The sequence below is a fragment of the Actinomadura mexicana genome (assembly GCF_900188105.1).
In the GTDB taxonomy this organism is placed as follows: domain Bacteria; phylum Actinomycetota; class Actinomycetes; order Streptosporangiales; family Streptosporangiaceae; genus Spirillospora; species Spirillospora mexicana.
In genome coordinates this window covers 72037-94678 of sequence record NZ_FZNP01000007.1, presented here as the reverse complement: position 1 = coordinate 94678, position 22642 = coordinate 72037, and the positions used below count along the sequence as shown (strand labels likewise).

Sequence of the window (22642 nt, the reverse complement as noted above, 5' to 3'; positions counted from 1 at the left end):
GGCTCAGCCGCTGAGGAACCCGGCAAGGACGGGGGCCAGCGCGGCGGGGTCGACGTCGTGGGTCTGGCCGTCCAGGGTGCGGTGCGTCCCGGCGGGCAGGAGCGCGGCGGTGCGGCGCGCGATGTCGCGCATCCAGGCGGGGCTGTCGCCGCCGTCCAGCACCAGGGCCGGGACGGTGACCCCTGCGAGCAGCTCCTCCGGCAGTTCGGCGCCCGTGGCGGCGTCGTCCATGACCGCCGAGTCGTAGGCGAGGGTGGGCGCGAGCGCCTCCAGCGCGGGCCACATCGGCGCGCCCCGCATCTGGCGGACCATCTCCTCCGGCATCCCGACGGCGGTCATGAACAGGGCGAGGGCGTCCCCGCGGCGGCCGTCGGCCAGCATGCCGGTCAGCTCGGTGCTGTAGGCGCGGGCGCGGGTGAGGCGGTCGTCGTGGGCGGGGTTGAAGGGCGGCTCGAACAGCGCGAGCCGGGTGATGGGCAGGCCGTGCGCGGCGGCGCGCAGCGCCAGGACGGCGCCGGACGACATCCCGTACACCGCGGCGGACCCGCCGGCGGCCTCGATGACGGCGGCCAGGTCCTCGATCTCGCGCTCGACGGCGTAGGGCGGGGTGTCGCCGCTGTCGCCGCGTCCCCGGCGGTCGTAGGTGAGGACGGTGCGGTGCGGGGCCAGCAGCCCGGCGAGCGCGGCGCCGGAGCCGCGGTCGTTGAGGGCGCCTCCGACATGGATCAGGGCGGGTCCCTCGCCGGCCCGGTCGATGGCGATGCGGGTGCCGTCCTTAGAGTGCGTGGTGTCCATGAAGGGTTCCTTCCCAGGTGGCCGGTTTTGTGCCGCCGTTCGTCCCGCCGACCAAAAGCGCCGCGCCGCGCCCGGCGCCTCCGGGCGAACGTCTTCCAGCCGATCCCGTACGGGGTGATCTCGGGGAGGCGGCCGCCTCGGCGTCGCGGCCCATGCGGCGGCGGGGTTCCCTGCGGGGACGACCGTGCAGGGCCATCGGCGATCGGTGTGCCGTGGATCGATACGCGGGCGGCTGGGGACTCCGGCCGTTTCGGTGATCCGTTGACCGGCGAGCGGGAGCCCGCACAATATCGAGAATGGGTAGTCCACTCCGGCTCAGGGCGTTTCGCGGAACGCCGCCGCCGCGGGGCGAGGGGCCGTGCGGCGGGCGGCCGGGCCGGTGACGGGGCTGGAGCCGGGCGTGGCGGCGGGGCTGGTGCTGCTGGCCGTCGCGGCGGGCATCGGGATAACGGCGGTCGGGCCGGGCGGGGTGCTGGTCACCGCCGGGCTGTTCGCGCTGACGCCGCTGTCCCCGGCGCAGGTGGCGGGCACGGCGCTGGTCACCAACGTCGCGACGGGCGTGCTGGGCACGGCGGTGTACACGCGGTCGGGGCAGCTGCGCGAGCCGCCGACGCGGCGGACGGCGGTGCTGCTGTGCGGGGGCGCGGCCGCCGGGACGCCGGCGGGGGTGCTGCTGAACGGGCTGGTGACGGGCCGGGTGTTCGGTGTGCTGCTGGGGGCCCTGGTCGCGGGGACGGCGATCCTGGTGCTCGCCCGGCGCCCGGGCGGGCGGGGACCGGTGGTGGACGGTCCGGGGTGGCCGGTGACCGCGGCGGTGGGTGCGGGGGTGGCGGCGGCGGGCGCGATGTTCGGGGTCGGGGGGCCGATGCTGTGCGTGCCGCTGCTGGTGGCGCTGGGGGTGCCGGTGCTTTCGGCGCTGGCGGCGGCGCAGGCCCAGTCGGTGGTGATCGCCGGTGCCGGGACGGTCGGGTACGTCGCGGCGGGCGCGGTCGACTGGCCGCTGGCGGCGCTGGTGGGGGTCCCGGAGCTGGCGGGGGTCCTGGCGGGGTGGGTGATCGCCCGGGCGGTGCCGGCTGCGGCGCTGAAGGGGGCGCTGGTCGTGAGCCTGCTGGCGCTGGCCCCCTACGTGGCGCTGCGCGGCTGAACCGCGGGCCGGTCGGCGCGGGCGGCCCGGATGGGGTGGCGGGTGGGGGCGGTGCCGGTCAGGTGCGGGCGCGCAGGCGGCGCAGCATGCGGGCGTCGGTGAATCCGACGGCGCGGGCGGCGGTGTCGGTGGTGGCGCCCTGCCCGATGAGGTGCTCGGCGCGTTCCAGCCGGAGTTCCTGCTGGTAGCGCAGCGGGGTCAGGCCGGTGGCGTCGGTGAAGCGGCGGGTGAGGGTGCGTTCGCTGACGCCGGCCTCGGCGGCCAGGACGTGCAGGGGCAGGCGGCGGGCGTAGCGGGCGTCGATGAGGTCCTGGGCGCGGTGGACGGCGTCGCTGACGTGGGCGCGGTGCCGCAGCAGGGCGCTGGCCTGGGGCTCGTCGCCGTTGCGGCGCGCGTACACGACCATGGCGCGGGCGGTGCGGGCGGCGGTGCCGGGTCCGTGCCGGGAGGCGACCAGGTGCAGGGCGAGGTCGATGCCCGAGGCGATGCCGGCGGAGGTGATGACGCGGCCGTCGGTGACGTACAGGACGTCGCGCACGACGGTGGCGCGGGGGTGGCGGCGGGCGAGGGCGTCCTGGAGTTCGTGGTGGGTGGTGCAGCGGCGTCCGTCCAGGAGTCCGGCGTGGGCGAGGGCGAACGCTCCGGCGCAGACGCTGGCGACGGTGCCGCCCGCGGCGTGGTGGCCGGCCAGGCGGCGGGCGGCGTGGGCGGAGACGGGCGGGGCGTGGGGTTCGCCGTTGCCCCAGCGCCATCCGGGGACCAGGACGACGTCGCCCGCGGTGAGGGTGGGCCAGGCGGTGGGCGCCTGGAGGGGGACGCCCTGCGCGGTGGGCACGGTCGTGGGCACGGTCGCGGCCGCGGGCGGGCCGGGGGGCGCGGTCTCCTGCGGGTCCCCGGGTTCGGGGCGGTCTGCGACGTAGGCGAGCCGGTAGGGCAGGCCGGCGTCGGCGGCGGTGCCGAACACCTGGGCTGGCCCGGCCAGGTCGAGCAGGTGCAGGCCGGGGACGAGCAGGAAGACGACGCGGATCACGATCCGGTCAGCCTACCGGGACGGGCGCGAGGTCGTCGAGTGAGGCGATTTCGGCGAACCGTCCGGCCAGGGCGTACTCGGTGCGGGCGATGATCTGGTCGGTGGGCAGGGTGGCGGGGTCGGCGAGGATCTCGGCCAGGGCGCGGCCGGGCGGGGCGTCGCGGTGCTCGATGGGGAAGGTGGCGGTGGCGTCGGTGACGAAGGTGACGCGGTAGCCGAGGTCGGCGGCCAGGCGGGCGGTGGTCTCGCAGCACTGCTCGGTCTGGATGCCGCAGACGGCGACCTCGCCCACACCGCGTTCGGTGAGCAGCTGCTGCAGGCCGGTGGTGGTGAAGGCGTTGCGGGAGGTCTTGGTCATGACGGGCTCGCCGGCCGCGGGGGTCAGGCCGTCCATGAGGCGCACGTGGCCGAGGGCGGGGTCGAAGACGCCCCCGGAGCCCGGTTCGGCGTGCAGGATCCACACGACCAGGTCGCCGGCGGCGCGGGCGGCGGCGGCCAGGCGCGCGGCGCGGGCGGCGATGTCGGGCGCCGAGACCGCCTCCCAGACGGGGCGGCGGCGGAAGGACTCTTGGACGTCGATGACGAGAAGCGCTCGGTTCATGGGGTCGATCCTCGCCGGGCGCGGCCGCGGCCGACAGACATCATCGCGGCGGCACGCGGAACGATCCGGTCACGCCCGCGGGCGGGGGCGGCGTAAAGGATCTCGGGCGGGGGAGGGAGGGGACGTTCTGGACGGGAATCCCCCGAGGTGAGGGGGTCTGTACGAGCGAGGGGGACTCGGCATGGGCGGAGGCGTTGGGGGGCACGCGCCGGGCGTCAGTCTCGGGGTGGAGGAGGAGTTCCTGCTGGTGGACGCGGCGTCGGGGGAGTGCGTCGCGCACGCCGAGGACGTCCTGGAAAGGGCCGGGCCGCACCGGTGGCGGACGTCGGGTGGATCGTTCCACACCGAGTTGCTGGGGTCGCAGGTGGAGGCGGTGACCGGGGTGTGCCACGACCTGGCGGGCCTGCGCGCCCAGCTGCGGTACGGGCGGGCGCGGCTGGCGGAGGCGGCGCGGGAGGGCGGCGCGCTGCTGGTGGCGTCGGGGACGCCGGTACTGGGCGGGAGCCCGCCGCCGGCGGCGCGGGGCGAGCGGTTCGCCGCGATCGTGTCCGCCTACGGCGACGTGGTCGAGGACTACCAGGCGTGCGGCTGCCACGTGCACGTCGGCGTCCCGGACCGGGAGTCGGCGGTGGCGGTGGTGAACCACCTGCGGCCGTGGCTGCCGGTGCTGGTGGCGCTGGCGGCCAACTCGCCGTTCGACCGCGGGCGCCCCACCCGCTACGCGGCGCGCCGGATGATGGAGATGGCGCGGTTCCCGGGGGCGGGCGTGCCGCCGTGGTCGGCGTCGGCGGCCGACTACGACGCGCGGGTCGCGGCGCTGGTGGAGTCGGGCGCGCTGGTGGACGGGGCGATGACGTTCTGGCTGGCGCGGCCGTCGCCGCGGTGGCCGACGGTGGAGGTGCGGGCCGGGGACGCGGCGGCGACCGCGGACGAGGCGGTGCTGCAGGCCGCGCTGGTGCGGGGCCTGGTCGGCGCCGCGCTGGCGGAGCTGGCGGCGGGCCGGGAGGCGCCGCGGGCGGACGGGCAGGTGTGCGCGGCGGCGCTGTGGAACGCGGCCCGGCACGGCCTGGACGGCGCGATGGTGGACCCGGTGTCGCGGCGGGCCGTCCCGGCGTGGCGGCTGGTGGACGGCATGGTCGCCCGCGCCGCACCGGCCCTGGAGGAGACCGGTGACCTGGACGCCGTGTTCGCGCTGGTGGAGGGCGTGCGCCGCGCGGGGACGGGCGCGGACCGGCAGCGCAGCGCGGCACGGCGGGGCGGCCCGCGCGCGGTGGTGGACATGCTGATCCGGCAGACCGAGTCCGGCGGCCTGGCCGCGGGCACGGGACCCGACGACGGGACCGACGCCGGGCCGGGCAGGGCGCGCGGGCCGCTGGGCGGCCCCGCCGGGAGGCCGGGGGAGCCGCCCGGCGGGACCCCAGGGGAAAAAACGGGCGTATGGGACGCGGGTGAGCGGGTACCGGAGCCGGACGCCACTTGACGACGGAGGAGACATGACCGTTCACCAGGACCGACCGCCCTCTCGCGGTCCCGAGCCGGGCCCGGGGACCGGACGCCGGGCAGACCCCGCGCCGGGCCCCGCGTCCGGCCACGGATACGGGTCGGCGCTCGGTCCCGTGCGGGCGCGCGCGGACCGGGCCCCGGTGCTGCCGGCACCGCGCGGGCCGCTGTCGCGGGCCGTTTCGGCCGTCCTGACCTCGGGCCCGCGCCCGGGCCCCCTCCACGATGACCCGCCGGGGATCCCCGGAATCGCCGGTCTGGTCGCCGAGGCGCGGTCCTGCGACCCCTACGGGGAGGATCTGCAGCTGGCGCTGCACACCTGCTACGAGCTGCACTACCAGGGGTTCGCGGGCGTGGACCCGGACTGGGAGTGGGATCCGGGGCTGCTGCGGCTGCGCGGGGCGATGGAGGCGGTGTTCCTGGCGGCGCTGCGCCGCGACGTGTGGCGGGCGGGCGGCCCGGAGGCGGCCCGGGACGTGCAGGGCGCGCTCGAAGAGCTGCTGGTCGAGCCGGTGGACGCGCGCGGCGTCTCCCACCATCTGCGCGACGAGGGCACCTGGGGGCAGATGCGCGAGTACGCGGCGCTGAGGTCGGTGTACCACCTGAAGGAGGCCGACCCGCACGCGTGGGTGATCCCGCGGCTGCGGGGACGGGCCAAGGCGGCGCTGGTGGCGGTGGAGAACGACGAGTTCGGCGGCGGCCGTGCGGAGATGACGCACCAGGGCCTGTACGCCGATCTGCTGGACGACCTGGGGCTGGACCCGTCCTACGGCGCGTACGTGGACGCGGCGCCTGCGGTGATGCTGGCGACGGTGAACATGATGTCGCTGTTCGGGTTGCACCGGTCGCTGCGGGCCGCGCTGGTGGGGCACTTCGCGGCGGCGGAGATCACCACGGCGCCGTCGGCGCGGCGGATGGCGGGGGCGCTGGAGAGGCTGGGCGCCGGCCCGCGCGCCCTGCTGTTCCACACCGAGCACATCGAGGCCGACGCCGTCCACGAGCAGGTACTGCGCCACGAGGTGATCGGCGGGCTGCTGGAGGCCGAGCCGGGCCTGGCCGGGGACGTGGTGCTGGGCGTGCGCGCGACGGGCCTGCTGGAGGACCGGCTGGCCGACCACCTGCTGGGGTGCTGGCGGGCGGGCCGCTCGGCGCTGCTGCGCCCGCCCGCCGAGGCGATGAGCGACGCGGCGACCGGCCCGGCGACCGACGCGATGGGCGACGCTCCGGCGGCCGCACCGGTGGCCGGATGAAGGGGGAGGGGCGGGCGATGCTGCTGTTCAGGCCGCCGGGCGTGTACCGGCCGCAGACCGACACCTCGCTGCTGACGCGGGCGCTGCTGACGTCGCTGGCGCGGGCGGAGGCGCCGCCGGGGGCGCGGGTCCTGGAGCTCGGCACCGGGACGGGCGCGGTGGCGCTGGCCGCGGCGCGGGCCGGCTGCGAGGTCGTCGCGGTGGACGCCTCGGCGCAGGCGGTGCTGGCTGCGCGGGTGAACGCGCGGATGCGGGGGCTGCCGGTGCGGGTGCTGCGCGGGGACATGTTCGCGCCCGTCGCCGGGCAGGAGTTCGACGTGATCGTCGCCAATCCCCCGTACGTGGTCGGGGAGGTCGACCCGGCGTCGGTGCGGGGCCGGGCGCGGGCGTGGGAGGCGGGCCCGGACGGCCGGGTGCTGCTGGACCGGATCTGCGCGCAGGCCCCCCGGCACCTGTCGCCGTCGGGGACGCTGCTGGTGGTGCATTCGGCGCTGAACGGGGTGGCGGCCACGCTGGTGGGGCTGCGCCGCGCGGGGATGCGGGCGTCGGTGGTGGCGCGGCACCGCGAGCCGTTCGGGCCGGTGATGCGGCGCCGCGCGGACGGGCTGCGGGCGCGTGGCCTGCTGGTGGACGGGCAGCGGCACGAGGACCTGGTGGTGGTGCGCGCCGACCGGATCGGGGAGGAGGCGAGCGATGAGCGCGACCGGTGGGCGGCCTGAAACCGAGTCCGGCCCGTCCGGGCCCGTGGACCGGCCGGCCGGCGCGGACGGGGGCGGGCCGGGCGGCCGGGAGCGGCGGCGGGTCCGGATGGTGCCGGGCGGGCCGGTGCTGGTGGAGGGCCCGGTGGAGGTGGTGATGGAGGACGGGTCGACGGCGGTGTCGGACCGGTGGCTGGTCGCGCTGTGCGCGTGCCGCCGCAGCCGCGCGTACCCGTTCTGCGACACCAGCCACCGCCGGCGACGCCGCGACTGACCCTGCCGCGACCGACCCCGGGACGGCCCCGCCGCGCGCCGTTCTGCGGCAGGTCAGCCGCCGAGGCTGTCCAGGGCGGTGTCCAGCCGCTGGGCGAGGGCCTCGATCTGCTCCTCGTTGGCGCCGGTGTCGAGTTCGGCGATGACGGCGTCCCGCGTGGTGATCACCATGGCGTCCTCGGGGTCCTCGCCGCGGCTCGGGTCGGCCGGGACGACGGCGGCGCGGCCCTCGACGACGACGAGCGCGGCGCCGCGGTCGGAGGCCAGCAGGGTGTGCAGGTGCTCGGCTGTGATCGTCGGCATCGGGTGACCTCCGGGTCGGTTGGTCGGCGGATCGGTGCCCGGCCGTCGTGCCGGACCGTGCCGCCGGTCCTGGTGCGTGCGGGCGTTTCGGGAGCGGTCAGGGTCTGCGGCCGACGCCGGTGGCGAACTCGTGGCCGCGCAGCCGCCCGCCGGCGTCGGGGGACAGCGGCGGGGTGCCGCGGCCGGCGCCGGTGCGCAGCCCCTCCAGGAACTCGGTGATCGCTTCGCGGCCGGTGTGCCGGGGCGTCCAGCCGAGCTCGCGGCGGGCCCGGGCGGTGTCCATGAGCGGAACCTGCAGGGCCAGGTCGAGCAGGGCGGGGGAGGCGGGCACCAGGTGCAGGCTCCAGGCGGCGGCGAGCGCGGCCCGCACGCCCCGCGCGGGCAGCCGCACGGTCCGGGCGCCGAGCAGGTCGGCGAGTTCGGCGGCGTCCAGGGCGGGTTCGGCGGCGAGGTTGAACGCGCCGCGGGCCTGGCCGGTGGCGGCGAGCCGGAACGCCTGCCCGGCGTCGGCGGAGTGCAGGACCTGCAGCCGCAGGCCGGGCAGGTCCGGCACGACCGGGATGAGGTCGGCGCGGGCGAGGCGTCCGGGCAGCAGCGGCCCGGCGAACAGGCGGCGCTGCTCGCTGGCGCTCTGCCGTTCGAAGACGAACCCGGGCCGCAGCCGCACCACGCGGCAGGTGGGATTGGCGGACTCGAAGGCGTCCAGGAGCCGTTCGACGTAGGCCTTCTCGCGGCTGTAGGCGGCCTCGGGCCACCCGTGGGTGGGCCAGGACTCGTCGACCGCGCGGTCCTTGGGGCCGGGGGAGTAGGCCCCGACGGAGGAGGAGTACACCAGCGCGGGCACGCCCGCGCGGGCCGCGGCGTCGAACACCCGGGCGCTGCCGACGGCGTTGGAGTCCCAGGTCACCGCGGGCCGGTGGGTGGGCTGGAACAGCCACGCCAGGTGGATGACGACGTCGGCGCCGCGCATCAGCGGGACCAGGTCGGTGTCGGTGACGTCGGCCTCGGCCCAGCGCAGCTTGCCGGTCCCGCCGGGGTCGGCCTCGCGGGCGGCCCCGGGGCCGGGCTCGCGGCGGGCCAGGCCGGTGATCTCGGTGACGGCCGGGTCCTCGGCGAGCGCGCGGACGGTGCTGGTCCCGATGTTGCCCGTGGCGCCGGTGATGACGACGCGCATGGCGATCTCCCCCTCGTCGGCGGTTCGCCCGCGGGATCGTCCCCGCAGGTGGACGGCCCATTCCCGTCCCGCGCCGATGTATGCCCGCCGCCGCGCCGCCCGCCGCCCGCGCCCCGCCCCGCCGGGCAGCGGGGTGAGGGGCAGGCGGGACGGGGTCAGGCGGGCAGGGTGTCGCCGGGGCGGCAGTGCAGGCACGGCCGGTACCCGGCGGCCCGCGCGGCGGCCAGGTCCCGGAACCCGTGCCGGTGCCCGGGGGTGATCCGGCGCGCGTCCGCGCAGGTCGGGTAGCACACGATCCCGGTGGTGTCGGAGCCCACCAGCCGCACTCCGCGCCGCGCCAGGTCGGTCACCTCCTCGACGTCGACGTCCTCGGCGCGCAGCAGCCGTTCCTTGGCGCCGGCGCCGAACACGTAGTCGCCCAGGGAGCCGTCCGAGCGGGTCACGCGGTGGCAGGGGATCAGCAGCGGGACGGGGTTGCGGCCCAGCGCCGACCCGACGGCGCGGACGGCCCTGGGCCGTCCGGCGTGCCGGGCCACCCACGCGTAGGGGCGGGTCTGCCCGCGCGGGATCTGCGCGGCGGCGCGCAGCACGGCGGCCTCGAAGTCGCTGAGGCCGCGCAGGTCCAGGCGCAGCGGGCCGAGCCGGCCGGTGCGCAGGGCGGGCAGCAGCCCGGCCGGGGGGCGGTCGGCGGGCAGCAGCGGCCGCGCGAAGCGGGCGCGGAACGCCGCGGCGAACTCCCGGTCGTCCATCCCGGCGCGCAGGTAGGCGACGCCGTGGTCGGTGAAGGCGACCTGCAGGCCCTCCAGGGGGCCGGGGACGTGGACGCGGCGGGCGGCGATGCGGTCCAGCAGGGCCGGGGGCGCGTCGGCGGCCAGGTCCGCCAGTTCTCCGGCCAGCGGGTCGGGTGTGCCGCCGACGGGGCCGGTGCGGTTCATCGGTTGCCCCCTTTCTGCTCGGGGTCGGGTGCGGAGCGGTCGGGCCCGGGGGTGCCGGGTGCGGTGCGCAGGGCGCGCAGGCGGGCCAGGCCGCGGGAGATGTGGGACTTGACGGTGCCTTCGGGCAGGTCCAGGACGGCGGCGATCTCGGCGACGGGCAGGTCGGTGACGTGCCGCAGCACGACCGCGGCCCGCTGCTGGTGGGGGAGCCGGGCCAGCAGGCCGGCCAGTTCGCGGCCGGTCTCGTGGCGGGCGGCGGCGTCCTCGACTCCCTCGCCCGGGTCGGGCGGGTCGGGGGCGTCCTCGATGGGGCCCGGCGGCGGGCGCCGGGCGGCCGAGCGCAGGCTGTTGCGCCACACGTTGGTCAGGATCGTCAGCAGCCAGGCCCGCGGCCGCAGCTCGGCGATGCGCCCCGCCTCGTAGCCGGTCAGCGCGCGGTAGGCGCGCAGGAACGCCTCCGCGGACAGGTCCTCGGCCTCGGCCCACCGCCCGCACAGCCGCAGCGCGGTGGAGAACACCGCGCCCCGGTAGGCCTCGTACAGGGCGGCGAAGCCCTCGTCGAGGTCGCGGGCGAGGGCGGCGGCGACCCGCGCCCCGGCGGTGTCGCCGCCCGTGCCGCCCCTGCCGTCGCCCGCGGGGGCGTGGGTGAGAGCTTCGTCCGTAACCGTCACATCCGTTCAAACACCGCCGTGACCGGCCCGGTTGCGCCCCCGTGGTCGGCCGTGGCGGGACGGGCCGTGCGGTCGATCAGCCGAGCCAGCCGGGGCGGATCATTCCCGTCTCGTAGGCCAGCACCACCAGCTGCGCCCGGTCGCGGGCGCCGAGTTTGGCCAGGATACGGCTGACGTGGGTCTTGGCGGTGGCGGGCGACAGCACCAGGCGCCCGGCGATCTCCTCGTTGGACAGGCCCGCCGCGACCAGCCGCAGCACCTCGCGTTCCCGGTCGGTCAGCGCGTTGAGCTCGGCGGCGGGCGGCGGCGCGGTGATCCGGGAGGCGAACTCGGCGATGAGCCGCCGCGTCACCGTGGGCGCCAGCAGCGCGTCGCCGCGCGCCACCACCCGCACCCCGTGGATCAGCTCGGTCGGCTCGGTGTCCTTGACCAGGAACCCGCTGGCCCCGGCCTTGATCGCGCCGTAGACGTAGTCGTCCAGGTCGAACGTCGTCAAGATCACCACACGGACGTCGGCCAGCCGGGGGTCGGCGATGATCCGCCGGGTGGCCTCCAGCCCGTCCAGGACGGGCATGCGGATGTCCATCAGCACCACCTCGGGCCGCAGCTCGCGGGCCCGCACGACGGCCTGCTCCCCGTCCCCGGCCTCGGCGACGATCTCGATGTCGTCCTCGCCCTCCAGGATCGACCGGAACCCCGCCCGGACCAGTGTCTGGTCGTCGGCCAGCATCACCCGGATCACGCCTTCTCCTCCCTCTCGCCCAGTCCGCCCATCTCGCCTCTCTCGCCCTTCTCGCCCAGAAAGCGTGGTTCGGCGGAGTCCAGCGGCAGCCGCGCCCACACCCGGAACCCGCCCGCCGGGCCAGGCCCGGCGGTCAGCTCCCCGCCGACCGACGCCGCCCGCTCGCGCATGCCCCGCAGCCCGCTGCCGCCCTCCGCGCCGACGGCGTGCCCGGTGTCTGCGGTGCGCCCGGCGTCCTCGGGGGACGCGGGGTGGGGCGGGTGCGTGGCGGGGCCGGCGCCGTCGTCGTCCACCCGCACGATCACCTCGCCGGGGAACACCCGCACCTCGACCGTGACCGCGGCGGCCCCCGAGTGCCGGACGGCGTTGGTCAGCGCCTCCTGCACGATCCGGTACCCGGCCAGCCCGACCGGGGCCGGCAGGTCGCTCAGCGCCGCCGTCCCCGGCGAGCCGGGCTCGGGCAGGTCACCGGCGCGGCGGACCACCGGCCCGGCCGCGGCGGTCTGGTCCAGCAGCTCACCGACCCGCGCCAGCGACGGGGGCGGCGCCACCGGCCCCTCCGCCGCCCCGGGCCCGTCGGGCTCCTCGGCGTCGACCTGCCGCAGCACGCCCAGGATCCCGCGCAGCTCCCGCAGGGTCTCCTTGCTCGCCGCCTTGATCGCCTCCAGTGCCGCGTAGGCGCGGCCGGGGTCGTCGCGGCGGTGCAGCGCCGCCCCCGCCTGCACGTTGATCAGCGAGATCTGGTGGGCGAGCACGTCGTGCAGCTCGCGGGCGATGCGCAGCCGCTCGGCGACCGCGCGGCGCCGCGCCTCGGCCTCGCGGTCGCGTTCGGCCGCGGCGGCGCGCCGCTCGGCGGCCTCGGCGAGGGCGCGGCGGCCGCGCACGTACTGCCCGATCGCCACCGTGATCAGCAGCCCCAGCGACAGCGACGCCACGCTGCGGGCGTCGGTGACCGCATCGGGGTCCTCGCCCTTGCCGCGCGCCGACGCCGCCGCCAGGAATCCGGCGTTGACGACGATGACCGCGCCCAGCGACACCGCCAGCCGGCACTCCACGGCCGCGTTGAACAGCGCCAGCCACAGCACGATCGCGACGGGCCCGTCGGGGTACCCCAGCGGGTAGTACAGCGGCGGCACCACCACGGCGACCACCAGCACCGCCACCGGGTGGCGGCGCCGCCACGCCAGCGCCACCGCCGCCACGACGATCAGCGCCAGGCCGCCCGGCCACAGGTGGCGGTCCCCGGGTTTGACCGCCGCCTCGCTCATCGTGACCGTCGCCACCAGCACCGCCGCCGCCAGCAGGGCGTCGGCCGCCCGCCCGCGCGGCGCCCTGCCCGCGACCCTGCCCGCGATACCGGCCACCGCCCCGGCCCGGCGCGCGGCCCCGGCCGGGCCCTGGCCGGGCTCGTCCCGACCGGGCGCGCCGGGCCGGCGCCGGGGGCGGGGCGGGGTCGCTGTCACGCGCCAACCGTAGTTCAGCCCCGCCCGGCCCCGCGCCCCATCGGAGATCATCCCGGTGCGGGCGCGCCCGCCCGCGCCCCTGACTTTCGTCAGTAACGGCCCAGTTCACCGGCCAGTAGCGTGGAGCCCGTGAACGACTCCGCGGCCCCCGGTCTCCCGCCCCCCGCCCCGCCCCTCCCGTCCCGGCCGCGGGCTCTGCCGCGCCGGCCGTCCCGCACCGCGCTGGTCAAGGACGTCCTGCTGTACGGGGTCCTGGCCTTCCCGATCGTGGCGGGCATGCTCTCCCCGCCGCAGCCCGCGCGGACCTCGTGGTGGCTGCAGGCGGCCGGGCTCGGCGCCCTGGGCGCCGCGATCGCGGCGGGGCGCGCCTGGCCCGCCCCGGCGCTGCTCACCGTGATCGCGCTGACCCTCGTCCACGGCAACTTCGTGTTCGCCATGCCCGTCCTGTCCTACCTGGCGGGCCTGCGCAGCACCCGCGCGCAGCCGCTGCTGTGGGGCTTCACCGGGGTGTTCGTCGGCGGGGCGCTGCTGTCGGCGGTCCGCGGCACGGAGGTCACCGCCTGGTTCCCCTCCACCGTCTGGCTCGTCCTGCTCGGCGTCCTGCCCTGGCTGGTGGGCCGCTACTGGCGGCAGTACCAGGAGCTGCTGCGCGCCGGCTGGGAACGCGCCGAACGCCTGGAGCACCAGCAGCGCATCGTCGCCGAACGCGAACGGCTCCGCGAGCGCGCCCGCATCGCCCAGGACATGCACGACTCCCTGGGCCACGAGCTGGCCTTGATCGCCGTGCGCGCCGGCGCGCTGGAGGTCGCGCCGGGACTGCAGGACCGGCACCGCGCCGCGGCCGCCGAGCTGCGCACCGGCGCCGCCGACGCCACCGACCACCTCCGCGAGATCATCGGCCTCCTGAACGACGACGACGCCGTGGACCCCGCCGGCCCGGCCGGGGGACGGGCCCCGGCGCCGCCGCCGGCGCGGCCCGCCCGCGAGAGCATCCCCGACCTGGTCGACCGCGCCCGCGCCTCCGGCGTCCCCGTCCGCCTCACCGGCGACCGCCAGGCCCACGCCGGGCTCGCGCCGATGGCCGCGCTCACCGCGCACCGCGTCGTGCAGGAGGCCATCACCAACGCCGCCAAGCACGCCCCGGGCGCCGCCGTCACCGTCGCCATCGCCCCGACCGCCGGCGGGACCACCGTCACCGTCGCCAACGACCCGCCGCCGGACGGCCCGCCGCTGCTGCCCTCCGGCGGCCGCGGCCTGACCGGCCTCACCGACCGCGTCCGCGTGCTGGGCGGGACCCTGCACGCCGGGCCCACCCCCGACGGCGGCTTCCGCGTCTCCGCCGACCTGCCCGCCGGCCCACCCGCCCGCGACCCGGCCGCCGACTCGGCCGCCGACCGGGCCCAGGCCCGGCCGACCGCGCGGGACGCGCTGCGCACCGCCCTCGGCCTCACCCCCGCCGCGGGGGAGTGGCCCTCCGAATCGGCGCGGCACCTGGCCCGCGAGCGCCGCCAGGTCCGCCGCGGCCTCATCACCGCGATCGCCGCCCCCACCGCCCTCATGGCGGCCCTCGGCGCGATCATGGCCGGCTATTACGTCTTCGTCACCCTCAACTCCGTCCTGCACCCCGCCGACTACGGGGCACTGGCCGTCGGCGACCCCCAGCACCGCGTCGAGCGGGCCCTGCCGCCCATGCAGACCCCCGACACCGGCACCGTCCGCGCCGCCGTCCCCGAACCCGCCGGCGCCGACTGCCGCTACTACCGGCCCGACGCCAACGTGCTCGGCGTCGGCCGCATCTACCGGCTGTGCTTCGCCGCAGGCCGCCTCATCGCCAAGAACGCCTACGACACCCAACAGCTGAGCGCCCAGCGCACCCACGACCAGGAGGACCAGTGATCCGGGCCCTGCTCGCCGACGACGAGGCGATGATCCGCGCGGGCGTGCGCGCCATCCTGACCGCCGACCCCGGCATCGAGGTCGTCGCCGAGGCCGGCGACGGGCACGAGGCCGTCGACCTGACGCTGCGGCACCGCCCCGCGGTCGCCCTCCTGGACATCCGCATGCCGCGCCTGGACGGCCTGGCCGCCGCCGCCGAACTGCGCCGCCTCGCCCCCGCCACCGGCGTCGTCATGCTCACCACCTTCGGCGAGGACGAGTACATCGCCCGCGCGCTGGCCTGCGGCGCCAGCGGCTTCCTGCTCAAGTCCGGCGACCCCCGCGAGCTGATCGCCGGGGTCCGCGCCGTCGCCGGCGGCGCCGCCTACCTGTCCCCGAAGGTCGCCCACCGCGTCATCACCCAGATCGGCGGCGGACGCCTGGACGGCCGCGCCCGCGCCCGCCGCCGCATCGCCGCCCTCACCCCCCGCGAGCAGGAGGTCCTGGCGCTGCTCGGCGCCGGCCTGCCCAACGCCGAGATCGCCGGGCGCCTGCACGTCGTCGAGGGCACCGTGAAGGCCTACGTCAGCGCGATCCTGACCCGCCTGGACGTCCGCAACCGCGTCCAGGCCGCGGTCCTGGCCTACCAGGCCGGCATCGTCGACGGCATCGAGGACCCCGGCTGACCCCGCCGAACTCCGGCGCCTCAGGCGTCGCGGCGGCGCAGCACCACCACGCCGCCGCACAGAACCGCCGCCGTCCACGCCACCAGGATCGCCAGCCCCACCGCCTGCGGATAGGGGCCGTCCCCGGTCATGAAGTACCGGCCGGCGCTGCTGGGCATCGAGTCCGACACCCGCCGCGCCACCCCCGACTCGTCCCCGCCGCCCAGCAGCATCGGCACCACCATCAGGGACAGGAACGCCGTCGTCAGCGACGCCGCCGTGCTCCGCAGCATCGCCCCGACCCCCAGCACCAGCACGCTCACCAGCGCCAGGTACGCCCCGGACTGCAGCGCGTCGGCCGCGAACTCCCCGGCCCGCAGCCGCCCCCACCGCCCGAGAGCCGGACCGGCGACCACGGTCCCGGCCACGTTCAGCGCGACACCCAGCGGGAACGCCACCGCTGCGACCACCACCGCCTTGGCCCCCAGCATCCGCCCCCGCGGCGGCACCCACTGCAGCGTCGCCCGGATGCTGCCCGTCGCGTACTCCCCGGTGACCACCAGGATCGCCAGGGCCAGCACCACGAACTGGACCATGTCCAGGGCGCCGACCGCCACGCCGCTCACCGGCACCACCCCCGCGTCGTCGCCGGGCAGCGCGTTGGTGTTGTTGGACACCGTCGAGGTCGCCAGCGTGAACGCCATCACCGCCATCAGCGCCACCGCCGACGCCAGCCCCCACCAGGTGGACCGCAGCGACCACAGCTTCGTCCACTCCGCGGCGACCGCCCCACGCCACCCGCCGCCCGTGCCCCCGGCGCCGCGAGCCGCCGGGGCGCCGCGTCCCGCGCCCGTCCGCAATCCCGTGACCGCCATCGCTCAGACCCCCGTCCCCGTCGTGGCGCCGTACTCCACGCTCGCGCCCGTCAACTCCATGTACGCCTCCTCCAAGGACGCGTACACCGCGCCCAACTCCAGCACCGGCACCCCCGCCTCGAACGCGATCAGCCCGACGCGTTCCACGGCCAGCCCCGCCACCCGCAACTCCTCCTCGCCGGAGTGCCGCACCTGCCCGCCCGCGTCCGCCAGCCGCTCCGCCAGCACCCCCGCGCGGGGGCTGCGGACCCGCACCGCGTTCCCCGACCCCGCCGCGATCACCTCGGCCGCCGGCGCGTCCGCCAGCAGCCTGCCCCTGCCGATCACCACCAGGCGGTCCGCCGTCAGCTGCATCTCGCTCATCAGGTGCGACGACACCAGCACCGTCCGGCCCTGCGCCGCCAGCGACCGCATCAGCCGCCGCACCCACAGGACCCCGTCCGGATCCAGCCCGTTGACCGGCTCGTCGAACATCAGCACCCCCGGATCGCCCAGCAGCGCGCCCGCGATCCCCAGCCGCTGCCGCATCCCCAGCGAGAAAGTCCCCGCCCGCCGCCCCCCGGCCGCCTCCAGCCCCACCATCGCCAGGACCTCCTCCACCCGGCCCCGCGCGATGCCGTTGCTGCGCGCCATCGCCAGCAGATGCGCCCGCGCCGACCGCCCCGGATGCACCGCGCCCGCGTCCAGCAGCGCCCCCACCTCCCGCAACGGCCACCGCATCTCCCCGTACCGGCGGCCCCCGACCAGCGCCTCGCCCGCGCTCGGACGGTCCAGGCCCACCACCATCCGCATCGTGGTGGACTTCCCTGCGCCGTTGGGGCCCAGGAACCCCGTCACCCTCCCCGCCGCCACCTCCAGCGACAGCCCGTCCACCGCCGTCCTGTCCCCGAACCGCTTCGTCAAGCCCCGCAACGTGATCAACAAAGTCCTCCCGTCCAGCCGTCTGAAGCGACGCTAGACAGCGGGGGAGGACCCGCACACCGAGCCGACGCCACCCTCCACCCCCGACTTTCGTCAAGAACCCGGCACCCGCCGGACGCCGCGTCGGCGCACGCGAACGGGCCGCCCCGGGCGGCGCCGAAGCACCACCCGAAACGGCCCGTGAAAACCCTGCCCCGGCCGACGACCGGCTAGCGGAGGGGACCCCGGCGCGGCATCACGCCGCCCATCACGTCCGGCATCGTCACCGACGCGTCATCCACCGGCGCGGCCGCACCCGCCATCGGCGCCGCCGCGGCCCGCGGCCGCGGCGTCCCCAGCGGCACCCCCAGACCCGGGCCCCCCGGCGCCGGCGGGCCCGCCCCCAGCAGCACCGCACCCGCCGTCACGCCCCGCAGCGCCTCCACCAGCGGCCGCACCGCCAGCACCAGCACCAGCGCCGCCGCCGGCGCCACCACCACGCCCACCAGGAACCCCGCCGCCACATCATGCGGGTAGTGCACGCCCACGAACACCCGCGAGAACGCCATCAGCGCCGCCAGCGGCAGCACCAGCGGCGCCAGCGCCCGCCACGCCACCACGATCGCCGCCGCCGACGCCGCCGCGATCGTCGCGTGGTTGCTCGGGAACGACCAGTCGCCCTGCGCCGGGCACGCCGCGATGTGCACCGCACCCGCCACCGCCCGGCACGGCCGCTCCTCCTGGATGAAGCTCTTGGACACCTCGCTCACCAGATACGCCGACACCACCGCGAACGGCGCCGCCAGCGCCAGCCCCATCGCCCGCGCCTCCAGGCCCCGGGCCCGCCACCAGCCCACCACGAACAGCACCGCGAACAGCAGCAGCCCCGCGTCGGTGCCCACGTCCGCCGCCTCATGCACCCACGAGGGCGTGCCCTGCGCGAACTCGGTGATCTCCCGGTACAGATCGGCGCTGAAATCCGGCGCTCCCATGCTCTCCCTCACGCTCGCAGCGGCCCCGTGCCCGTCAACTGTCAGACACCGAAACACCCGCTGATGTTCACCTTCCGGCCATAGGAGGACAACCCTTTCACCTCAAGGGGATCACTCGCCGGGCATTGGCCCCACTCGTACCACCGGGCTCCGCTCGCCCGGCCCCCGCTCCGAACGCTCCGGCCCGGCGTCCACCGCCCCGCGCCGCCGCACGAACCGCACGACCTCCACCACCCCCGTCACCCCCAAGGCCAACCCGAGCCCGACCACCACCCCCTTCAGCGGATCGTCCTCGAACGCCCTCCCGCCCACATACCCCAGCAACGCCCCGTACAGGGCCCACGACACCGCCGCCACCGCCGCGAACAGCGAGAACGACCGCAACCGGTACTTGACCGCACCCATCGTCAACGTCACCGCCGTCCGCCCGCCCGGCACATACCGCGCCACCACCAGGATCATCCCGCCCCGCTCGGCCATCGCCCCCCGCGCCCACCCGAGCACCGCATGCCGCCGCGTCCCCGGCCGCGCCCCCCGCACCAGCCGCCCACCCGCCCGGCGCCCCACCAGGTACGACACATGGTCACCCAGGAACGCGCCCGCCGCCGCCAGCACCACCACCGGCACCAGCTCCGGCTGCCCCGACGCCGCGTACACCCCCGCAGTGATCACCATGCTCTCGCTCGGCACCACCGGGAAGAACCCGTCGACCGCCGCCACCGCGAACAGCACCAGATAGAACCACGGCGACGTCACCGCCGTATCCACCACGCCCATGAGTCCGTCCATGGGCACGACGCTAAGGAAACGCCACCACCCGGCGGATCCCGCGTAAGACCCCCTTCACCCCCGACTTTCGGCAGGGGAGCAGCCCGCCCCCACAAGAGCCAAGAACGGCCCCGCCCTCACCCCCGAAGAACGACCCCACACCACCCGACCTCCCACCCGACCGCGCCCGCGAAACGACCGCGCCCGGGAAAACGATTCGCGTCCCCGCCCCGCCTCCACCACAATCCACACCCTGTGGGACACCTGCACATCTTCGACATGGACGGCACCCTGCTGACCGGCACCACCGCCAACCTCGAAATCGCCCGCCACCTCGGCACCCTCCCCGAACTCCACGACCTCGAAGCCCGCTTCGCCGCCGGCACCCTCGACACCCGCGGCTTCTCCACCGAGATCCACCGCCTGTGGCGCCACCTCACCCCCGCCCTCGTCGCCACCGCCTACCGCGCCGCCACCTGGCTCACCCGCATCACCGACGTCTGCGCCGACATCCGCGCCCGCGGCGAACACTCCGCCGTCATCACCATGTCGCCCGACTTCTTCGCCCACCACCTCCTCGACCACGGCTTCGACGACGTCATCGCCTCCCGCTTCCCCCCGATGCCCTTCACCGGCACCCTCGACCCCACCGGCATCCTCACCCCCGCCGACAAGGTCCGCATCGCCGACGACCTCCTCGCCCGCCACCGCCTCACCACCGACCAATGCACCGCCTACGGCGACTCCATGTCCGACGCCCCCCTCTTCCGCCACCTCACCAACACCGTCGCCGTCAACGCCGACCACCACCTCGCCGGCATCGCCGCCCTCGACTACCGCGGCACCGACCTCCACACCGCCTACACCCTCGCCCGCACCCTCCACCCCGCCTGACCACCCCACAACGCCGCTGACCTGGGAGAGCAAGGCCACCACACCGCCCCCGGCACACCCCCCACCCCGCCCCACATGGCACGATCGCCCACGTGACCAGCACACCCGCCGACCCGCACCACCTGCGCGACCTCGCACTCCTGCGCCGCGTCCGCGACCGCATCGACCGCGAGTACGCCCAGCCCCTGGACGTCGAGGCACTGGCACGCGGCGCGAACATCTCGGCCGGCCACCTCAGCCGCCAGTTCCGCCAGGCCTACGGGGAATCGCCCTACTCCTACCTGATGACACGCCGCATCGAACGAGCGATGGCCCTGCTACGCCGCGGCGACCTCAGCGTCACCGACGTGTGCTTCGCCGTCGGCTGCTCCTCCCTGGGCACCTTCAGCACCCGATTCACCGAACTCGTCGGCATGCCCCCCAGCACCTACCGCCGCCAAGCAGCCGACGCCACAGCCGGCCCCACCTCCTCCGGCACCGCCGCCGGCGTACCGTCCTGCCTGGAAAAACAGGTCACCAGACCGATCAGGAATCGAGAAGCCCCCACCCGGACCCCGCCCCTAACCTGACACCCACCAGCACCACGCCCGCACCACCGATCGGGTAGACAGGTGCCACCGCCACGCCCCATACAGGGAGACACGACACGATGAGCATGGCCACGAGCACGGACGCACACCCGCCCGCGCCCCACGCCGCCGACAGCCACGACCTGATCCGCGTGCACGGCGCACGCGTGAACAACCTCAAGGACGTCGACGTCACGCTCCCCAAACGCCGCCTCACCGTGTTCACCGGCGTCTCCGGCTCCGGCAAGAGTTCCCTGGTCTTCGGCACCATCGCCGCCGAATCCCAACGCATGATCAACGAGACCTACAGCGCCTTCATCCAGGGCTTCATGCCCACCCTCGCCCGCCCCGACGTCGACGTCCTCGAAGGCCTCACCACCGCCATCATCGTCGACCAGCAGCGCATGGGCGGCGACACCCGCTCCACCGTCGGCACCGCCACCGACGCCAACGCCATGCTCCGCATCCTGTTCAGCCGCCTCGGCGAACCCCGCATCGGCTCACCCCAGGCCTTCTCCTTCAACGTCGCCTCCATCAGCGGCTCCGGCGCCGTCGCCTTCGAACGCGCCGGCAAGACCGTCAAAGAACGCCGCAGCTTCAGCGTCACCGGCGGCATGTGCCCCCACTGCGAAGGCACCGGCTCCACCAACGACTTCGACCTGACCGCCCTCTACGACGACACCCTCTCCCTCAACCAAGGCGCCCTCACCGTCCCCGGCCACAGCATGGACGGCTGGTACGGCCGCATCTTCCGCGGCTGCGGCTACTTCGACCCCGACAAGCCCATCCGCGACTACACCCCCACCGAACTCCACGACCTCCTCCACAAGGAACCCACCAAGGTCAAGGTCGAAGGCGTCAACGTCACCTACGAAGGCCTCATCCCCAAAATCCAGAAATCCGTCCTCACCAAAGACCGCGCCGCGATGCAACCCCACATCCGCGCCTTCGTCGACCGCGCCGTCACCTCCGCCCCCTGCCCCGACTGCGGCGGCACCCGCCTCAGCGACACCGCCCGCTCATCGAAGATCAACGGCATCAGCATCGCCGACGCCTGCGCCATGCAGATCAGCGACCTGGCCACCTGGGTCCGCGCCCTCGACCAACCCTCCGTCGCCCCACTCCTCAAAGCACTCGGCGACACCCTCGACTCCTTCGTCGAGATCGGCCTCGGCTACCTCTCCCTCGACCGCCCCACCGGCACCCTGTCCGGCGGCGAGGCACAACGCACCAAGATGATCCGCCACCTCGGCTCCTCCCTCACCGACGTCACCTACGTCTTCGACGAACCCACCATGGGCCTGCACCCCCACGACGTCCAGCGCATGAACGACCTCCTCCTGCGCCTGCGCGACAAGGGCAACACCGTCCTGGTCGTCGAACACGAACCCGAGACCATCGCCATCGCCGACCACATCGTCGACCTCGGCCCCGCCGCCGGCACCGCGGGCGGCACCATCTGCTTCGAAGGCACCGTCGACGGCCTGCGCACCAGCGGCACCATCACCGGCCGCCACTACGACGACCGCACCCCCCTCAAGACCCACCTCCGGACCCCCACCGGCACCCTGCAGATCCGCGGCGCCAACACCCACAACCTCCACGACGTCGACGTCGACATCCCCCTCGGAGTCCTCGTCGCCGTCACCGGCGTCGCCGGCTCCGGCAAAAGCTCCCTCATCCACAGCTCCATCCCCAGAGGCGCCGGCGTCGTCTCCATCGACCAAAGCCCCATCCGCGGATCACGACGCAGCAACCCCGCCACCTACACCGGACTCCTCGACCCCATCCGCAAGGCCTTCGCCAAAGCCAACGGCGTCAAACCCGGACTGTTCAGCGCCAACTCCGAAGGCGCATGCCCCAACTGCAACGGTGCAGGCGTCATCTACACCGACCTCGCCATGATGGCCGGCGTCGCCACCACCTGCGAGGAATGCGAAGGCAGACGCTTCCAAGCCGACGTCCTCGACTACACCCTCGGCGGCAAGAACATCAGCGACGTCCTCACCATGCCCGTCGACCAGGCCGAACAGTTCTTCGCCACCGGCGACGCCCGCACCCCCGCCGCCCACCGCATCCTGCGCCGCCTCGCCGACGTCGGCCTCGGCTACCTCACCCTCGGCCAACCCCTCACCACCCTGTCCGGCGGCGAACGCCAACGCCTCAAACTCGCCACCCACATGGCCGAGGACGGCGGCGTCTACGTCCTCGACGAACCCACCGCCGGCCTCCACCTCGCCGACGTCGAACACCTCCTCGGCCTCCTCGACCGCCTCGTCGACTCCGGCAAGTCCGTCATCGTCATCGAACACCACCAGGCCGTCATGGCCCACGCCGACTGGATCATCGACCTCGGCCCCGGCGCCGGCCACGACGGAGGCCGCATCGTCTTCGAAGGAACGCCCGCCGACCTCGCCGCCGCCCGCTCCACCCTCACCGGCGAACACCTCGCCGCCTACATCCAGACCTGACCCCCACACACCACGGCCGCGCAGGAACACCACCCCTGCGCGGCCGTCTCACGC

At 75.9% G+C, this 22642-nt stretch carries 23 protein-coding genes; 10 read left to right on the top strand and 13 right to left on the bottom strand.

Features of this window, described 5'->3' with window-relative positions:
- Positions 1-3: 3 nt before the first annotated feature.
- Positions 4-795 carry an alpha/beta fold hydrolase gene (locus CHC11_RS19195; protein ID WP_089313135.1) on the bottom strand — a complete coding sequence of 264 codons (792 nt, stop codon included), beginning with the start codon at positions 793-795 and terminating at the stop codon, positions 4-6.
- Positions 796-1153: 358 nt separating this feature from the next.
- Between CHC11_RS19195 and CHC11_RS19190 the strand changes: the two genes are divergently transcribed.
- Positions 1154-1939 (top strand): sulfite exporter TauE/SafE family protein, encoded by a 786-nt coding sequence (locus CHC11_RS19190; protein WP_218826159.1) that lies wholly within the window; start codon positions 1154-1156, stop codon positions 1937-1939.
- Between the two features lie 58 nt (positions 1940-1997).
- Here CHC11_RS19190 and CHC11_RS19185 read toward each other — a convergent pair whose 3' ends face one another.
- Positions 1998-2969, bottom strand: coding sequence for a GlxA family transcriptional regulator (locus CHC11_RS19185; RefSeq protein ID WP_089313134.1), 972 nt, complete (start codon positions 2967-2969; stop codon positions 1998-2000).
- A 7-nt stretch (positions 2970-2976) separates the two neighbouring features.
- Entirely contained in the window at positions 2977-3570 is a 594-nt protein-coding gene (locus tag CHC11_RS19180; RefSeq protein WP_089313133.1) for a cysteine hydrolase family protein, read from the bottom strand.
- 181 nt (positions 3571-3751) lie between these two features.
- On the opposite strand from CHC11_RS19180, the gene CHC11_RS19175 reads away from it, so the two are divergent.
- The 4 genes from CHC11_RS19175 to CHC11_RS43900 all read left to right on the top strand — a co-directional run bounded on the left by CHC11_RS19175 (position 3752) and on the right by CHC11_RS43900 (position 7292).
- Entirely contained in the window at positions 3752-5050 is a 1299-nt protein-coding gene (locus CHC11_RS19175) for a carboxylate-amine ligase (protein WP_089313132.1), read from the top strand.
- Positions 5051-5063: 13 nt separating this feature from the next.
- A complete protein-coding gene (locus CHC11_RS19170) occupies positions 5064-6320 on the top strand; it encodes an iron-containing redox enzyme family protein (protein ID WP_089313131.1) in 1257 nt (418 codons plus the stop codon).
- Positions 6321-6337: 17 nt separating this feature from the next.
- On the top strand, positions 6338-7039 hold the full coding sequence (locus CHC11_RS19165) for a HemK2/MTQ2 family protein methyltransferase (protein ID WP_089313130.1): 702 nt from the start codon (positions 6338-6340) through the stop codon (positions 7037-7039).
- Positions 7040-7127: 88 nt separating this feature from the next.
- Positions 7128-7292, top strand: a complete 165-nt coding sequence (locus CHC11_RS43900; protein WP_221493748.1) for a CDGSH iron-sulfur domain-containing protein — start codon at positions 7128-7130, stop codon at positions 7290-7292.
- 53 nt (positions 7293-7345) lie between these two features.
- Here CHC11_RS43900 and CHC11_RS19155 read toward each other — a convergent pair whose 3' ends face one another.
- The 6 genes from CHC11_RS19155 to CHC11_RS19130 form a co-directional block, all read right to left on the bottom strand.
- A complete protein-coding gene (locus CHC11_RS19155; protein WP_089313128.1) occupies positions 7346-7594 on the bottom strand; it encodes a hypothetical protein in 249 nt (82 codons plus the stop codon).
- A 97-nt stretch (positions 7595-7691) separates the two neighbouring features.
- A complete protein-coding gene (locus CHC11_RS19150; RefSeq protein WP_245919442.1) occupies positions 7692-8963 on the bottom strand; it encodes an NAD-dependent epimerase/dehydratase family protein in 1272 nt (423 codons plus the stop codon).
- Positions 8924-9703, bottom strand: coding sequence for a methylated-DNA--[protein]-cysteine S-methyltransferase (locus CHC11_RS19145; RefSeq protein WP_089313126.1), 780 nt, complete (start codon positions 9701-9703; stop codon positions 8924-8926). Before CHC11_RS19145 ends, CHC11_RS19150 begins: the two co-directional genes overlap by 40 nt.
- On the bottom strand, positions 9700-10374 hold the full coding sequence (locus tag CHC11_RS19140) for an RNA polymerase sigma factor (RefSeq protein ID WP_089313125.1): 675 nt from the start codon (positions 10372-10374) through the stop codon (positions 9700-9702). The genes CHC11_RS19145 and CHC11_RS19140 overlap by 4 nt, the downstream gene beginning before the upstream one ends.
- 76 nt (positions 10375-10450) lie before the next feature.
- Entirely contained in the window at positions 10451-11116 is a 666-nt protein-coding gene (locus CHC11_RS19135) for a response regulator (RefSeq protein ID WP_089313124.1), read from the bottom strand.
- Positions 11113-12579, bottom strand: a complete 1467-nt coding sequence (locus CHC11_RS19130; protein ID WP_245919440.1) for a sensor histidine kinase — start codon at positions 12577-12579, stop codon at positions 11113-11115. Before CHC11_RS19130 ends, CHC11_RS19135 begins: the two co-directional genes overlap by 4 nt.
- A gap of 129 nt (positions 12580-12708) precedes the next feature.
- Between CHC11_RS19130 and CHC11_RS19125 the strand changes: the two genes are divergently transcribed.
- Both CHC11_RS19125 and CHC11_RS19120 read left to right on the top strand, forming a co-directional pair.
- Positions 12709-14475 carry a sensor histidine kinase gene (locus tag CHC11_RS19125; RefSeq protein WP_089313123.1) on the top strand — a complete coding sequence of 589 codons (1767 nt, stop codon included), beginning with the start codon at positions 12709-12711 and terminating at the stop codon, positions 14473-14475.
- Complete coding sequence (locus CHC11_RS19120) at positions 14472-15140, top strand: response regulator (RefSeq protein WP_089313122.1); 669 nt, start codon at positions 14472-14474, stop codon at positions 15138-15140. The genes CHC11_RS19125 and CHC11_RS19120 overlap by 4 nt, the downstream gene beginning before the upstream one ends.
- A 20-nt stretch (positions 15141-15160) precedes the next feature.
- Here the strand turns inward: CHC11_RS19120 and CHC11_RS19115 are convergent, their stop codons facing one another.
- From CHC11_RS19115 to CHC11_RS19100, 4 genes are all read right to left on the bottom strand, one after another.
- Positions 15161-15994 carry a hypothetical protein gene (locus tag CHC11_RS19115; RefSeq protein ID WP_089313121.1) on the bottom strand — a complete coding sequence of 278 codons (834 nt, stop codon included), beginning with the start codon at positions 15992-15994 and terminating at the stop codon, positions 15161-15163.
- Between the two features lie 3 nt (positions 15995-15997).
- On the bottom strand, positions 15998-16915 hold the full coding sequence (locus CHC11_RS19110; RefSeq protein WP_089313436.1) for an ATP-binding cassette domain-containing protein: 918 nt from the start codon (positions 16913-16915) through the stop codon (positions 15998-16000).
- A gap of 209 nt (positions 16916-17124) precedes the next feature.
- A complete protein-coding gene (locus tag CHC11_RS43465) occupies positions 17125-17886 on the bottom strand; it encodes a phosphatase PAP2 family protein (RefSeq protein ID WP_089313120.1) in 762 nt (253 codons plus the stop codon).
- A gap of 111 nt (positions 17887-17997) precedes the next feature.
- Positions 17998-18675, bottom strand: a complete 678-nt coding sequence (locus CHC11_RS19100) for a DedA family protein (protein ID WP_245919439.1) — start codon at positions 18673-18675, stop codon at positions 17998-18000.
- Positions 18676-18909: 234 nt separating this feature from the next.
- On the opposite strand from CHC11_RS19100, the gene CHC11_RS19095 reads away from it, so the two are divergent.
- The 3 genes from CHC11_RS19095 to CHC11_RS19085 all read left to right on the top strand — a co-directional run bounded on the left by CHC11_RS19095 (position 18910) and on the right by CHC11_RS19085 (position 22588).
- Positions 18910-19548: an HAD family hydrolase gene (locus CHC11_RS19095; protein ID WP_089313119.1), complete on the top strand. Its 639-nt coding sequence runs from the start codon at positions 18910-18912 to the stop codon at positions 19546-19548.
- A 92-nt stretch (positions 19549-19640) separates the two neighbouring features.
- Positions 19641-20117 (top strand): helix-turn-helix transcriptional regulator, encoded by a 477-nt coding sequence (locus CHC11_RS19090; RefSeq protein ID WP_089313118.1) that lies wholly within the window; start codon positions 19641-19643, stop codon positions 20115-20117.
- A gap of 80 nt (positions 20118-20197) precedes the next feature.
- Positions 20198-22588 (top strand): ATP-binding cassette domain-containing protein, encoded by a 2391-nt coding sequence (locus CHC11_RS19085; RefSeq protein WP_089313117.1) that lies wholly within the window; start codon positions 20198-20200, stop codon positions 22586-22588.
- Positions 22589-22642: the final 54 nt, after the last annotated feature.

Excerpts from the sequence above, each read along its gene's own strand:
- CHC11_RS19155 (WP_089313128.1), bottom strand. The coding sequence starts at position 7,594 with ATGCCGACGATCACAGCCGAGCACCTGCACACCCTGCTGGCCTCCGAC.
- CHC11_RS43900 (WP_221493748.1), top strand. The coding sequence starts at position 7,128 with ATGGTGCCGGGCGGGCCGGTGCTGGTGGAGGGCCCGGTGGAGGTGGTG.
- CHC11_RS43465 (WP_089313120.1), bottom strand. The coding sequence starts at position 17,886 with ATGGGAGCGCCGGATTTCAGCGCCGATCTGTACCGGGAGATCACCGAG.
- CHC11_RS19145 (WP_089313126.1), bottom strand. The coding sequence starts at position 9,703 with ATGAACCGCACCGGCCCCGTCGGCGGCACACCCGACCCGCTGGCCGGA.
- CHC11_RS19085 (WP_089313117.1), top strand. The coding sequence starts at position 20,198 with ATGAGCATGGCCACGAGCACGGACGCACACCCGCCCGCGCCCCACGCC.
- CHC11_RS19180 (WP_089313133.1), bottom strand. The coding sequence starts at position 3,570 with ATGAACCGAGCGCTTCTCGTCATCGACGTCCAAGAGTCCTTCCGCCGC.
- CHC11_RS19115 (WP_089313121.1), bottom strand. The coding sequence starts at position 15,994 with ATGGCGGTCACGGGATTGCGGACGGGCGCGGGACGCGGCGCCCCGGCG.
- CHC11_RS19165 (WP_089313130.1), top strand. The coding sequence starts at position 6,338 with ATGCTGCTGTTCAGGCCGCCGGGCGTGTACCGGCCGCAGACCGACACC.
- CHC11_RS19195 (WP_089313135.1), bottom strand. The coding sequence starts at position 795 with ATGGACACCACGCACTCTAAGGACGGCACCCGCATCGCCATCGACCGG.
- CHC11_RS19175 (WP_089313132.1), top strand. The coding sequence starts at position 3,752 with ATGGGCGGAGGCGTTGGGGGGCACGCGCCGGGCGTCAGTCTCGGGGTG.
- CHC11_RS19170 (WP_089313131.1), top strand. The coding sequence starts at position 5,064 with ATGACCGTTCACCAGGACCGACCGCCCTCTCGCGGTCCCGAGCCGGGC.
- CHC11_RS19100 (WP_245919439.1), bottom strand. The coding sequence starts at position 18,675 with ATGGACGGACTCATGGGCGTGGTGGATACGGCGGTGACGTCGCCGTGG.